We start from the raw sequence: 13176 nt of genomic DNA, 5'->3' as shown, positions 1-13176 counted from the left end.
CTTAGGCGCCCCGTTAAACCACGCTGGCCGAACGCAGGTAGTACGGAGCGGGTAAACCGGCAGGACGCCGGTTTAGCCGCGACGGGGCAGGGACGCCCCGTCGCGGCGGCCCGCGCAGTAGTACCGGAGAGAGGGCACACCGAGCCTAGGCGAGGTGCCGAGTGGTGGGGCAAGAGCGTTTTGCTTACTTTTGCGCTTTTCAAAAGTGAGCCGCTGTAAGAGCGGAACCCATAGCCGCCGTTACCGCAGCAACGGATATGTACTCGGTCCACCTCATTCCCAAGCTGTTGCCTGACCAACACTTCCCACACACATTGTCGTTTTCCCCAATCTCCCGCCCGCCCAATGTCCCGTATTTACGGCCCCTGAAACCCGGCATGCCTTGTGCAATGACCCAATCCCCGGACTTCAGGCCTCACTCATCATGCAAGAACCCGCCCCTTACCCGCGACGATCCAGCCCGCTGCTCCTTCTGGGCACCGCCACACTCTGCGGCCTGCTCCTGGGCTGCGGCCAAAGCGGCTCGACCGTCACCCGCAGTGACCAACCGGTAAAAGGCGGCACCCTGGTCTACGCCACCGACCGCGAACCCACCTGCCTCGACCCCCACGTGGCCGGCGACATGCCCCAGGTGTTCGTCGCCCAACAATACCTGGACTCCCTGGTCTCGATGGACGCCGACGGCCGCATCGGCCCATGGCTCGCCAAGACCTGGGAAGTGTCCCCGGACGGCCTGACCTACACCTTCCATCTGCGCAACGACGTGCACTTCACCGACGGCACCCCGTTCAACGCCGCCGCGGTCAAGGCCAACCTCGACCACATGGCCAACCCCAAGACCCAGTCGAGCACCGCAGGCGGCTACATCCGCCAATACCGCAGCACCGACGTGCTCGACGAATACACCGCCGTGGTGCACCTGGCCACGCCTTACGCGGCGTTTCTGGAAGTGTTGGCCCAAGGCTTCCTGGGCATCGAGTCGCCCACCGCACTGCTGCGCTCCCGCGACGTGAACTGCGAAAGCCCGGTCGGTAGCGGCCCGTTCAAGGTCGTGCGCTGGGACCGCCAGAGCCAGGTCGAGCTGGTGCGCAACCCCGACTACAACTGGGCGCCGCCCACCGCCAAACACCAGGGCCCGGCCTGGCTCGACCGGATCGTCTGGAAGTTCATCCAGGAACCTTCGGTGCGCTTCGCCTCGTTGCAGGCCGGTGAGGTCGATGTGATCGAAGCGTTACCGCCCGAATCCCACGAGGCCGCCCGGCGCAATCCGGACCTGACCCTGGTGATCGCCCAGCGCCCCGGCAACCCCACCAACGGCACCCTGAACATTACCCGTGCGCCGTTCGATGACTTGCGGGTGCGCGAAGCCTTTGTGCGCAGCTCCGACATCGAGGGTGCGTTGAAGAGTGTGTACTTCAACGAATTCCCCCGCGCCGGCGGCCCGTTGAGCCCGGCCACGCGCTTCTACAACCCGGAGTTCCAGCACGCCCAGGATTACGACCCGGCCCGGGCCGCGCAATTGCTCGACCAGGCCGGCTGGACCCAACGCGACAGCGAGGGCTACCGCACCAAGGACGGCAAGCGCCTGCAAGTCCATGTGGTGATGGGCAACCGCACGCCACCGTCGGAATACACCCTGTGGGAGCAGGTACAGGCCACCACCCGGCAGGCCGGCTTCGAGCTGATCGTCGACCAGATGAGTGACGTGCAGGCCACCAAGCGCCAGGCCGACTGGGACTACGACATTCGCCTCGGCTACTGGAACACCAACACCGCCGACGTGCTGCGGATCATCTTTGGCAGCGAGTTCATTCGCCCCGCAGGCGTAGGGGGTTATCACCAGAACACCGCAGGCTTCAGTGACCCGGCTTTCGACACGCTGATCCAGCAGGCCCTCACCACCCAGGACAGCGGGCAGCGCCGGGCCCTGTATTACCAGGCGCAGAAAATCGCTTCCAGCCAGTACCTGCAATTGACCACCTACCCGCAAAGCACGCGGCTGGGTATCTACAAGACCACCCAGGGCGTGCGGCTGGAGCCGTCGCTGGCGGTGACCTATCTCTATGACGCATGGGTGAACAAATGAGCAGTCCATCACTTGCCAACCCACGGCGCGAGCGCCTGGCCCGGCTCGGCAAACGTGCGCTGTGGCGCCTTGCCGGCGGGGTGCTTGTGCTCTGGGCGGTGGCCACGCTGACCTTCTTTGCCTTGCGCCTGATGCCCGGTGATCCGGTGCTGGCGATCCTCGGCGGCCCGAGCGGCAATCCCACCGCCGAGACCATCGCCGAAGCCACCCGCGAGTACGGCCTCGACAAGCCACTGGCGGTGCAATACGCGCTGTACCTCGGGCGCCTGGTGCAGGGTGACCTGGGGGTTTCCTATTCCCAGCATCTGCCGGTGACCCGAGTGCTCGCCGAGCAATCCTGGCCGACCCTGGAGCTGACCCTGACGTCGCTCGCGTTGGCCTGGGTGCTGGTGCTGGCGCTGACGGTGCTGACCGCCGGGCGCCGACGCTGGGTGGCCAGCCTGGCCTCGTTGGCCGAAACCCTGGCCGCCGCGTTGCCGCATTTCTGGTTGGGGATTCTGCTGCTGGCGGTGTTTGCGTTCGGCCTGCGGCTGTTCCCGCCGGCGGGCAGTGACGGCTGGCGCACGCTGGTATTGCCGTCGTTCGCCCTGGCGATTCCGCTGGCGGGGTTTATCGCCCAGGTCACCCGTGAATCCCTGGATTTGACCCTCGACCAACCCTTCATCCTGACCGCCCGAACCCGTGGCCTGAGTGACTTCAACGTGCGCTTCAAACACGCACTGCGCCACGCGGTATTGCCGGGCATCTCGCTGTCGGGCTGGGCCATCGGCGCGCTGATCAGTGGCGCGGTGGTGATTGAAGTGATCTTTTCCCGCAAGGGCCTTGGCCGTCAGCTGTACCAGGCGGTGCAGGCACAGGACCTGCCGCTGACCATCGGCATCAGCCTGGTGGTCGCTGCCGGTTATGTGCTCGCCAACATTCTGGTCGACCTGCTGTACCTGTGGGTCGACCCTCGCCAACAGGAGATTCCAGCATGAGCGGCCTGACCCTCGAAGCACCGCTGCCGGCGCTGCGGATTCAGCGCACCACCCGCACGCTGCGGCCCGGCCCGCTGTTGGCGATTACCTTTCTGCTGCTGGTGATTGTCGCGGCGCTGGTGCCGCAGTTGTTCGCCTACAGCGACCCGCTGGCCATCGTGCCCCGTGATGCATTTCATTCGCCGAGCCTGGCCCACTGGTTCGGCACCGATCAGTCGGGACGGGATATCTTTTCCCGGGTGATCTACGGCACGCGCCAGTCGCTGTTTATCGGGCTTGCTGCAACCGCTATCGCCATGAGCATCGCCATCGTGCTCGGCCTGCTGGGCGGGCTCGGCGGCGCGCGGGTGGACCGTGGCGTGGGTTGGTTGCTGGAAGTGCTGTTTGCGTTCCCGAGCCTGATTCTGGCGCTGCTGTTCGTGGCGATCTTCGGCAGCGGCATTGGCCCGCTGATTGTCGCCACCGGGCTGGGCAGCGCACCGGGTTACGCACGGATGGTTCGCGGCCAGGTGCTGGCGGTGCGCAACGCGGGCTACATCGAAGCCGCCCGGGCCCTCGGGCATCCGCCGCTGCGCATCATCCTGCGCCAGCTGCTGCCGAACGCCATGCGCCCGTTGATCGTGACCCTGACCATGGGCGTGGGCCAGGCGATTGTCTGGGCCTCGGCCCTGAGCTTTCTCGGCCTGGGCGCACGTCCGCCGGCGCCGGAGTGGGGGACCATGTTGTCCATGGGCCGCGACTTTATCGCCAACGCCTGGTGGCTGACGTTCTTCCCCGGCCTGTTCATCGTATTGACCACGCTGTCGACCACGGTCACTGGCCGTTACCTGCAACAACGCCTGGAGGGCCGTCTTTCATGAGCGACCAGAAACGCTTGATCGTTGAAGCGCTGTCCATCGAGTTTGCCGGGCAGTCGGTGGTACGCAATCTGTCTTTCACCCTGGAGCCGGGCAAAACCCTGGCGCTGGTGGGTGAGTCCGGATCGGGCAAAAGCGTCACCGCCCGCAGCCTGATCGGCCTGGCGGGTGCGGGCGCCAAGGTCACGGCGCGCACCTTGAGTTACGACGGAGTGGATTTGCTCAGCCTGTCGGAGCGCGGCTGGCGCCGTTTGCGCGGCAACGGCATCGGCTTCGTATTGCAGGATGCTCTGGTGTCCCTCGACCCGTTGCGGCCGGTGGGCAAGGAAATTCTCGAAGTGCTGGAGACCCACCGCTGGGGCGACCGTCGCAGCCGTGGCGAGCGGGTCATCGAGCTGCTGGACCTGGTCGGTGTACCCGAGCCGCAACTGCGTGCCCGCCAGCGTCCCGATCAACTCTCTGGCGGCCTGCGCCAGCGTGCGCTGATTGCCAGCGCGCTGGCGTTGAACCCCGGCCTGGTGATTGCCGATGAACCCACCACCGCGCTGGATGCCACGGTGCAGGCGCAGATTCTGCAGGTGTTGCAGCAGATCAAGGCCCGTGGCGATTCGCTGCTGATCATCAGCCATGACCTGGCGGTGGTCGCGCAACTGGCGGATGAGGTACTTGTTTTGCGCCACGGTGAAGTGGTGGAGCAGGGCCCGATGGATCAGCTGCTGCTCAACCCGCGCCACGCCTACACGCGCTCGCTGCTGGATGCGGTGCCCGCCGAGCATGCCCGGGGCACACGCCTGTCGCCGGAGCGCAGCAATGCTGTCGCTCAGCCGCGGCCGGGCGCGGACTCGCCGGTGTTGCTCAAGGCCACGGGCCTGGGCAAACGGTATGTCGGCCCCGATCAACAGTCACGCCAAGTGGTGGACGGCGTCAGCTTTGAGCTGCGCGCCGGCCGGACCCTGGGCATCGTCGGTGAGTCCGGTTCGGGCAAAACCACGGTGGCGCGCATCGCCCTCGGGCTGCTGCAACCGGATGCCGGCGAGGTGCGTTTTCTTGACCAGCCATGGGCAGCCGCAGGCGCCGAACGGGTCGAGGAGAAAACCCGACGTTTGCATCGCCGCGACATCAGCGTGATCTATCAGGACCCGCTGAGTTCATTCGACCCGCGCTGGACGGTCGGGCAGATCCTCAGTGATGCGCTGGACGTCGCAGGCATCGACGCCGAGCAACAGGCCGCCCGAGTGGCGCAGTTGCTCGACCAGGTCCGCCTGGCGCCGCAACTGGCCGAGCGTCGGCCGCTGCAATTGTCGGGCGGGCAGCGTCAGCGCGTGGCGATTGCCCGGGCGATTGCCAGCAACCCCAAGGTGATTATCTGTGACGAGCCGGTGTCGGCGCTGGATGTGTCGGTGCAGGCCCAGGTGCTGGACCTGCTGGCCGACCTGCAAGCCTCGCTGGGCCTGGCCTACCTTTTTATTTCCCACGACCTCGGCGTGATTCGCCACGTCAGCGATGAAGTGTTGGTGATGCGCCACGGCCAGGTGGTGGAAAGTGCGAGCGTCGAGACGTTGTTTGAGTCCCCCCAACATGAATACACCCAACGCCTGCTGGGCGCAGTCCCGCGCCTGCCCGGCAGCGGCACGCAGTTGGTCGTGCCGGCCCTGGAGCCGGAACACCCCGGCTGGCTGTTTGATGAATCGCGCCTGTGGAAAATCGCCATCTAGACCTGAATCAAGGAAGTGCCATGAGCAAGTTGTCTGCTGTACCCACGCCACCGGTTGTGACGGTGGCCGAACTGAACGCCCGCGCCGACCGCATCCTGCCGCAGATCGCTGCTGGCGCTGCGCAACGCGAGCGCGACCGCCAGCTGCCGTACGAGGCGGTGGCGCAGATCGCCCAGGCGGGGCTGTTTACCGTGCGGATTCCCAAGCGTTTTGGCGGCGCCGGTGGTTCGGTCAAGGACGTGATTGCCTTGCTGATTCGCATCGCCTCGGCCGACTCCAACGTGGCCCAGGCCCTGCGCCCCGGTTTCGGGTTTGTCGAAGGCTTGCTGGCCTCCCGCGCCGAGGGGGCGGAAGAGGAGCGTGAGCGCTGGTTCGAGCGCTATCGGCAAGGCGCCGTGATCGGCAATGCCGGCTGGGAAGTCGGTGGTGCCAACGGTTCCATCAGCGCGCGTATCGTGCGTGACGGCGAGCATTTCCGCGCGTCCGGCAGCAAGTACTACAGCACCGGTTCGTTGTACGCCGATTGGGTCAGTGCGGTGGCCCTGGACGAAAATGACCAGCCCGTCTCCTTCATCCTGCCCCGGGACCGCCAGGGCCTGGAGCTGCTGGATGATTTCGACGCCATGGGCCAGCGCCTGACCGCCAGCGGCACCACCCATCTGCATGACGTGCAGGTGTTGGCCAGCGAGATCCGCACCCGCACGGTCGAGGAGGGCAAGCGCACGATTGTCACGCCGTTCCTGCAGGTGTTCCTCGCGGCGGTGCAGGCCGGTATTGCGCGCAATGCGCTGAATGATGCGGTGACCTTCGCCAAGGACCATGCGCGGCCGATCAAGCACAGCAGCGCCACCCGCTCGGTGGATGACCCGTATGTGGAGCTGAGCGTGGGCGACGTTTCGGCCCGGGCGTTTACCGCCGAAGCGGTGGTGCTGCATGCGGCCGACTCCATCGACCGCGCCTGGGCGGCCGATCTGGAGGCGGTGGCCGTCGACCAGGCAGCGGTGGATGTGGCGCAGGCGCAATATATCGCCGCCGAATCGGCACTCAAGGCCGCCGAGCTGGTGTTCGACGTGGGTGGCGCGTCCACCACCGGCCGCGCCCATAACCTGGACCGCCACTGGCGCAACGCGCGCACCGTGGCCAACCACAATCCCCGGCACTGGAAGGCCGCGGCCGTGGGCGCCTGGCAACTCAAGGGCACGCCGCCACCGACCTCGGGGCTGTTTTGAACAAAGCCCTCGACCTTTCACACCCCGTGGGCGAAGTGGGCACCGGGTACGCGCGCCGGGTGCCGATGATCATCGGCTGTGCGCTGTTCATGGAACTGATCGACGCCACGGCGGTGCTCACGGCGCTGCCGCAGATGGCCCAGGATTTCGGCGAGCCGAGCGTGCGCATGAACCTGGTGGTGTCGCTGTACCTGCTGGCGGTGGCGCTGTTTGTGCCGGTCAGTGGCTGGGCGGCCGACCGGTTCGGGCCGCGCCGGGTATTTATCAGCGCGATCGTGCTGTTTACCCTGGCGTCGGTGGCGTGTGCCTGCTCGGGCTCGCTGCTGCAACTGTCCCTGGCGCGGTTGGCCCAGGGCGCTTCGGGGGCGATGATGGTGCCGGTGGGGCAGGTGATCCTGCTGCGCTGGTCGGCGCGGGAAAACCTCCTGCGCGCCATGTCTTACCTGACGGTGGCGGCGCTGGTGGGGCCGCTGCTGGGCCCTCCGTTGGGCGGTTTGCTGGTGACGGTGTTGTCGTGGCACTGGATCTTCCTGATCAACGTGCCGATCGGCGTGCTCGGGGTGATGCTGGTGCTGCGCTACATCCCGGACTATTCCGGAATGCCTGGCCAGCCATTGGACGTTCCCGGCCTATTGCTCAGCGGTGTGGCACTGGGCGGGCTGGTGTTCGGTTTCGAGGTGCTGGGCCACGGCCTGTTGCCTCGTCAGTGGGCGTTGCTGCTGATTGGCGGCGGTCTGTTGAGTGCCTGGCTGTATGTCCGGCATGCGCGGCGCACGGCCCACCCGTTGATCGATTTCTCATTGTTGAAAATACCGACCTTCGCGGTGAGCTTCTGGGGCGGCAACCTGATGCGTATCGGCAGTGCTTCACAGCCGTTTTTGCTGGTGCTGCTGTTCCAGCTGTGTTTCGGGCTTAACCCGTTGCAGGCCGGGCTGCTGAGCGTTGCCGGCGGCGTGGGGGCGTTCCTGATGAAGATGCTGGCGGTACGGATTGTCAGCCGCTTCGGTTTCCGGCGCACCTTGATCAGCAATGCCGTGCTCACCGGTGCAACCATCCTGGCGTGCAGCCTGTTCGAGGTATCGACGCCTTACTGGATTGTAATACTGGTGTTATTTGGCAGCGGGATCATTCGCTCGCTGCAATTCAGCACCCTGGGTGCGTTGACCTATGCCGACGTGCCACCGGAGCAATCCAGCCGTGCCAGTAGCCTGTCGGCGATGACCATTCAGTTGACGTTGAGTTTGTCGGTGGGCATCGCGGCGGGCCTGCTCGGCTTGATCATGGCCGTGCGCGGGCATGCCACGGTCGAGCAGAGTGATATCGCCTGGATCATGGCGGGTGCCGGATTGCTGTGTGCATTATCGGGGCTGGTTTATCGCAGGCTGTCGCCGCAGGCAGGCTCGGCGATTTATGCAAAACGCGCAGAGGGAATTTGATGATTCGTGCAGCACGTCTCGAGGACGCGGGTGACATCGCCCGGGTGCATATCCGCAGTTGGCAGGAGGCTTACCGTGAGCTGATGCCCGTGGATTACCTGGCTTCGCTGGAGGCGACACAGACCCGGCGCGAAGCTGCCTGGCGGCAGTTGATCGAGCAGGGACGCGAAGCGGTGTTTGTGGCAGAGGTCGATGGGCAGGTGGTCGGCTGGATTGCCGTGAGCCCGAGCCGCGATGAGGACGCTGACCCCGGCAAGACCGGCGAAGTGCAGGCGGTGTATGTGCTGGCCGAGCATTGGGGAACCGGGGTGGGGTGGGCGCTGTGGCTCAAGGGTTTGGAACATCTCGCCAGCCAGGGCCTGGAGACGGCGACGTTGTGGGTGCTGGCTGAAAACCGGCGGGCAATACGCTTTTACCAAAACGCCGGATGGACAGCGCAGGCCGAATCAAGCCGTACCCTTACCCGGGGCGGTTGTGAGCTGGAGGAAATTCGCTACCAATCGCAAAAGTGACGCTGAACTTGTGCCTAGGGAGCTTGCTGTGGCGAGGGAGCTCCCTGCCACAGGTGATTCGGTTGTCTGTTCCATTTGCTGACCATCAGGCACCGACGGTGCCATTTTTTGCCTGAAAGCTGCGCGGCCACAGGCGTCATTCAGGAATGCCATTGGCCATGAGCTCGTCTTTTTCATTGTTTCGCACCTGGAATGTCCAGCACTTGCCGTCGACTCCGGCGGCCTTTGTGCGGCATTTCATCGGCCATTTCAAAGGTTGGTACCTGGCCATTTTGCTGCTGCAGATTGCTGCCGTGGTGTGTTCGATTCTGACGCCCTGGGGGCTGGGGCAGATTACGCGTACCGTCAGCAACGGGCTGGAGGCGGAGCGTGCGTTTGAGGTGTTGCAATGGCCGCTGACGCTGCTGAGTCTGCTCCTGGTGTGCCAGGTACTGTTTACCCGTGCATCCGCAGGCTGCCATATCCATGTCTTGCCGTTGCAGCGGCGCACGGTGACGCATGTGGTATTCGCCTATCTGCAACAGCATTCCCATCGTTTCATCAGCAATGAGTTCGCCGGGGCGCTGGCCCATCGGGTGGCGGAAATTACCCTGGGCGTGAATCAGACCCTGAGCATCTTGTTGTTCGACCTGATCCCACTGTTGGTGACGCTGAGTCTGGCCACGGCGCTGCTGTGGACCGCATCGCCGCTGTTGGCGTTGTTCATGGCGGGTTGGTCGGTGGCGTTCATCGCTATCTGCTACGTGCTCGCACGCCGCAGTCATCCTCTCGCCCAGCAGTATTCGGCAGCGCGCAGTACCAGCACGGGAAAGGTGGTGGATGCGGTCTCTAACCTGGCCAATATCCGTCTGTTTGCGCGCCACGCGTTCGAGCACAGTTACCTCGGCACCTTCCTGGACAAGGAGGTAGCGGCTGCCTATCGATCATTGGGCTACATGGAGAAAATTCGCTGGTTTCAGGCCAGCTGTGGCGTGGTGCTCAAGCTGGGGCTGTTGTTGCTCGCGCTCTATCTGTGGCGCAGTCACCGCATCGATATCGCCGCGTTTGTGATGTCCACCAGCCTTTCGCTATTGATCATCAGCGATGTCGAAAACCTGTCGCGGCGCTTTCTCGAATTTTTCGAAGCCACCGGCAATATCGCCAACGGCGTGCGCACCCTGATTCGCCCCCACGAAGTCATCGACCGACCCGGTGCCAAGGCGCTGCAGGTCAAGCGCGGGGATATCGAGTTTCGCGACGTGGGTTTCAGTTACGGCACCGGCCGGCCGATTTTCGAGCAGCTGAATATCGTCATCCCCGCCGGCCAGAAAGTCGGCCTGGTGGGCGCCTCGGGCTCCGGCAAGTCGACGCTGCTGAGCTTGCTGCTGCGCCTCTACGACGTGCAGCAAGGCCAGGTGCTGGTGGACGGCAAGGACGTGCGCCACGTCACCCAGCATTCGCTGCACCAGCAGATCGGCCTGATTCCCCAGGAGCCCGGCCTGTTTCACCGCAGCATTCGCGAAAACATCCACTACGGCCGCCTGGATGCCTCGATGGACGAAGTCGCCGAGGCGATCCATCGCGCCGGTGCCAGTGAGTTTATCGACAGCATGGAACACGGCTACGAGTCGTTGGTGGGCGAGCGCGGGGTCAAGTTGTCCGGCGGCCAGCGCCAGCGCATTGCGATCGCCCGGGTGTTGCTGAAGAACGCGCCGATCCTGGTGATGGATGAAGCCACCTCCAGCCTGGACTCGATCACCGAGCGTTTCATCCAGGACAAACTCGACGAAATCATGGAAGACAAGACTGTATTGGTGGTCGCGCATCGGCTGTCCACCGTGGCCCATCTGGACCGGATCCTGGTGTTCGACAATGGCCGGGTCGTCGAGGACGGCAGCCACGAACAACTGCTGCGCCAGGGCGGCCACTATGCGCGGTTGTGGAGTCGCCAGTTCAGCGATGCGCTGGACGAAGCGGTGCTGTGATCAAGCGGCGTACCGGGTACGCCGCGCAGTGCCGCTCAGATCGACAGGTGCAGCACCCGCTCATCCTTGGTGTTGGCCAATGGGCGGCGCTTGTTGACCTTCAGCTCGCCCAGGTTGATCAGTAAGGTGCGGGTCACGTTGCGGCTGAGCCCCAGCAACTCGGCGGTGTGCACCTGGTTGTGCTGGCAGAGCCGGTAGGCAGCGGTCAACAGGCTGCGCTCGACCTGTTCGTGGAGGTTGTCGATCTGCTCTTCGAACAGTCGCTGGAAGGCCTGGTCGAGCAAGTCATGGGCCGTCGTGCTGTCTTCCTGGCGTTCGATGCGCAAGTTGGACATGCGCAAGTCATCGGCCTGGATCACGCCGTCGCGGCAGATCAGCAAGGTGTGGTGAATGACGTTTTCCAGCTCGCGGATATTCCCCGGCCAACTGTACGTGGCCAGCCGTTGCTCGGCTTCCTTGCTCAAGATGATCTCGCCGTACCCCAGGCGGCGGGTGTAGGTGTCGATGAAATACTGCACCAGCGGCAGGATATCGCCGGGGCGATCCCGCAATGGGCTGAGTTCCAGGTTGACCACGTTCAGGCGGTAGAACAGGTCCTCGCGAAAATGCCCGGCGTTGATCGCTTTTTCCAACTGTACGTTGGTCGCCGCCAGCACCCGCACATTGATCGGAATGCTTTTGCGCGAACCCAGGCGCACCACTTCACGCTCTTGCAACACCCGCAGCAGCTTGACCTGGATCGACATCGGCAGGTCGCCGATTTCATCCAGGAACAGCGTGCCGCCGTTGGCTTCTTCAAACCAGCCGGCCTTGGCGCTGAGGGCGCCGGTGAATGCGCCTTTCTCGTGGCCGAACAGTTCGGCTTCCACCAGGGACTCGGAGAACGCGCCACAATTTACCGCCACGAACGGCTGCGCCTTGCGGCCGCTGAGGTTGTGAATGTGGCGCGCCACCAGCTCCTTGCCGGTGCCGGTTTCACCGATGATCAGCACGCTGGCTTCGCTCGGCGCGACTTGTTGCACGTGCTTGAGCAAGGCCTTGGACCTGGGGTCTTCAAACACCTGCGCGGTGGCGCGGATAGAGGTGGCAAGGGCGGGCGAGGGCGGTAAGGTCAGCAGTTGCATGGTGATCCCTTTGAATAAAAGATCAGGAATAAAAAGTCGGGATGGGCGGGGTACCGTTCAGTGCCCACTCCCCCAGTTCATGGAGTTTGTAATCCAGTGGGTCATGCAGGCTTTGGGTGCGCAAATTGCGCCAATGCCTGTCGAGCGCCACCGAGGCGTTGGTAGCCCGCGCGCCGGTAACCTCGAAGACCTTGCTACACAACTCCAGGCCGTTGCGGCTGGCGGCGACTTTGGCGGTGGCGATGGCAATGGCCGCTTCCCCGCGCTCCTCGCTGGTCAGTGCTGGCCCCTTGGCCCACGCCGTGTCCAGCACCTGGCCCGCGCGCTCCACCAACAGGCGGGTGCTTTGCAGCGCCACCCAGAAGTCGCCGTAATGGCTGAGGATGTAAGGGTCCTGGGTGCTGTGGCTGGCGCTGGAGCGGAACCACGGGCGGGCTTCTTCCAGGGTGTATTGGCGCGCCTCTTCGAACGCGCCTTCGGCGATACCCAGGAAGATGTTGGCGAAGTGCAGTTGCGCAATCAGCGGGCGCAGGCAGGCGAACGGCGTGCTCAGCGGGCCCGGGTCCAGCAGCAGGTCGGATTCTTCCACGCGTACGCGCTTGAAGGTCACGCTACCGCTGTCGGTCTGGCGCTGGCCCATGTTGTTCCAGTCGTTGTGCAGGATGATCCCGCTGCGGGCACTGGGAATGGCCGCGATCAGCAACTTGCCGCCGGCGCTTTCATCGATGGCCGAGGCGATCAGCATTTCTGAATCGTTGGCGCCGGAGCAGAAGTTCTTCTGCCCCGAGAATTCCCGCCAGCCCGTGTGGCGCTTGACCACCGTGCGGGTGTCCAACGGGTTCAGGGTGTTGCCCCAGAACCAGTTGTTGCTGGCGGTCAGGCTGAACCAGGTTTGCCATTGCGCGGGCGTGGCGAACAATCGGACGGTGGCAAGCATCAGGTGATGAAAACCGAATACATGGGCGATGGAGCTGTCGACCCGGGCAAATTCGCGCACCACCTCGAAGGTTTCCGACCAGTTGGCGTCCAGCCCGCCGAATTGCCCGGGAATGCTCAGGGACAACAGGCCGCTGCTGCGCAGCTTGTCGCGCTCGGCTTTGGGCGTGCCGCCGGTGGCGTCCCGGTCGACGGCGGTGCGGGCGAACTCGCTCGCCAGGTCACGGGCAATCTCCAGCGGGGTCCTGCGGGTGCAGAGTAAGTTGACCGTCACGCGTGAATACCTCGTTGCTTAATAGTCGCAGATGCTTGAATTGATTGACTGGCTAGAGCAAGAGCC

The 13176-nt window shown here is 64.4% G+C and carries 10 protein-coding genes; 8 read left to right on the top strand and 2 right to left on the bottom strand.

The genetic code is table 11. The features are described from left to right. The first annotated feature begins 424 nt into the window (after window positions 1-424). From P3C29_RS31295 to P3C29_RS31260, 8 genes are all read left to right on the top strand, one after another. A complete protein-coding gene (locus P3C29_RS31295; protein WP_275966321.1) occupies window positions 425-2086 on the top strand; it encodes an ABC transporter substrate-binding protein in 1662 nt (553 codons plus the stop codon). After that, window positions 2083-3063, top strand: a complete 981-nt coding sequence (locus P3C29_RS31290; protein WP_275966320.1) for an ABC transporter permease — start codon at window positions 2083-2085, stop codon at window positions 3061-3063. The genes P3C29_RS31295 and P3C29_RS31290 overlap by 4 nt, the downstream gene beginning before the upstream one ends. Continuing rightward, window positions 3060-3923: an ABC transporter permease gene (locus tag P3C29_RS31285; RefSeq protein ID WP_201122846.1), complete on the top strand. Its 864-nt coding sequence runs from the start codon at window positions 3060-3062 to the stop codon at window positions 3921-3923. Before P3C29_RS31290 ends, P3C29_RS31285 begins: the two co-directional genes overlap by 4 nt. Then, the gene (locus P3C29_RS31280; RefSeq protein WP_275966319.1) at window positions 3920-5635 is read left to right on the top strand and encodes an ABC transporter ATP-binding protein; all 1716 of its coding nucleotides are present in this window, start codon (window positions 3920-3922) and stop codon (window positions 5633-5635) included. Before P3C29_RS31285 ends, P3C29_RS31280 begins: the two co-directional genes overlap by 4 nt. A gap of 20 nt (window positions 5636-5655) precedes the next feature. Beyond that, window positions 5656-6864: an acyl-CoA dehydrogenase family protein gene (locus P3C29_RS31275; RefSeq protein ID WP_010175501.1), complete on the top strand. Its 1209-nt coding sequence runs from the start codon at window positions 5656-5658 to the stop codon at window positions 6862-6864. After that, window positions 6861-8300, top strand: coding sequence for an MFS transporter (locus P3C29_RS31270; RefSeq protein WP_275966318.1), 1440 nt, complete (start codon window positions 6861-6863; stop codon window positions 8298-8300). Before P3C29_RS31275 ends, P3C29_RS31270 begins: the two co-directional genes overlap by 4 nt. Further along, entirely contained in the window at window positions 8300-8812 is a 513-nt protein-coding gene (locus P3C29_RS31265) for a GNAT family N-acetyltransferase (RefSeq protein ID WP_275966317.1), read from the top strand. Before P3C29_RS31270 ends, P3C29_RS31265 begins: the two co-directional genes overlap by 1 nt. A gap of 158 nt (window positions 8813-8970) precedes the next feature. Next, entirely contained in the window at window positions 8971-10776 is a 1806-nt protein-coding gene (locus P3C29_RS31260; protein ID WP_275966316.1) for an ABC transporter ATP-binding protein, read from the top strand. 35 nt (window positions 10777-10811) lie between these two features. On the opposite strand, the gene P3C29_RS31255 is transcribed toward P3C29_RS31260, so the two are convergent. Beyond that, on the bottom strand, window positions 10812-11900 hold the full coding sequence (locus tag P3C29_RS31255; RefSeq protein WP_010175493.1) for a sigma-54 dependent transcriptional regulator: 1089 nt from the start codon (window positions 11898-11900) through the stop codon (window positions 10812-10814). 22 nt (window positions 11901-11922) lie between these two features. Then, window positions 11923-13110 carry an acyl-CoA dehydrogenase family protein gene (locus P3C29_RS31250; protein ID WP_010175491.1) on the bottom strand — a complete coding sequence of 396 codons (1188 nt, stop codon included), beginning with the start codon at window positions 13108-13110 and terminating at the stop codon, window positions 11923-11925. Window positions 13111-13176 lie beyond the last annotated feature (66 nt).

This window comes from Pseudomonas sp. 1912-s (assembly GCF_029269205.1).
Lineage (GTDB): Bacteria > Pseudomonadota > Gammaproteobacteria > Pseudomonadales > Pseudomonadaceae > Aquipseudomonas.
The sequence above is the reverse complement of the archived record's forward strand: the minus strand, read 5'-3'. Positions and strand labels throughout refer to the sequence as shown.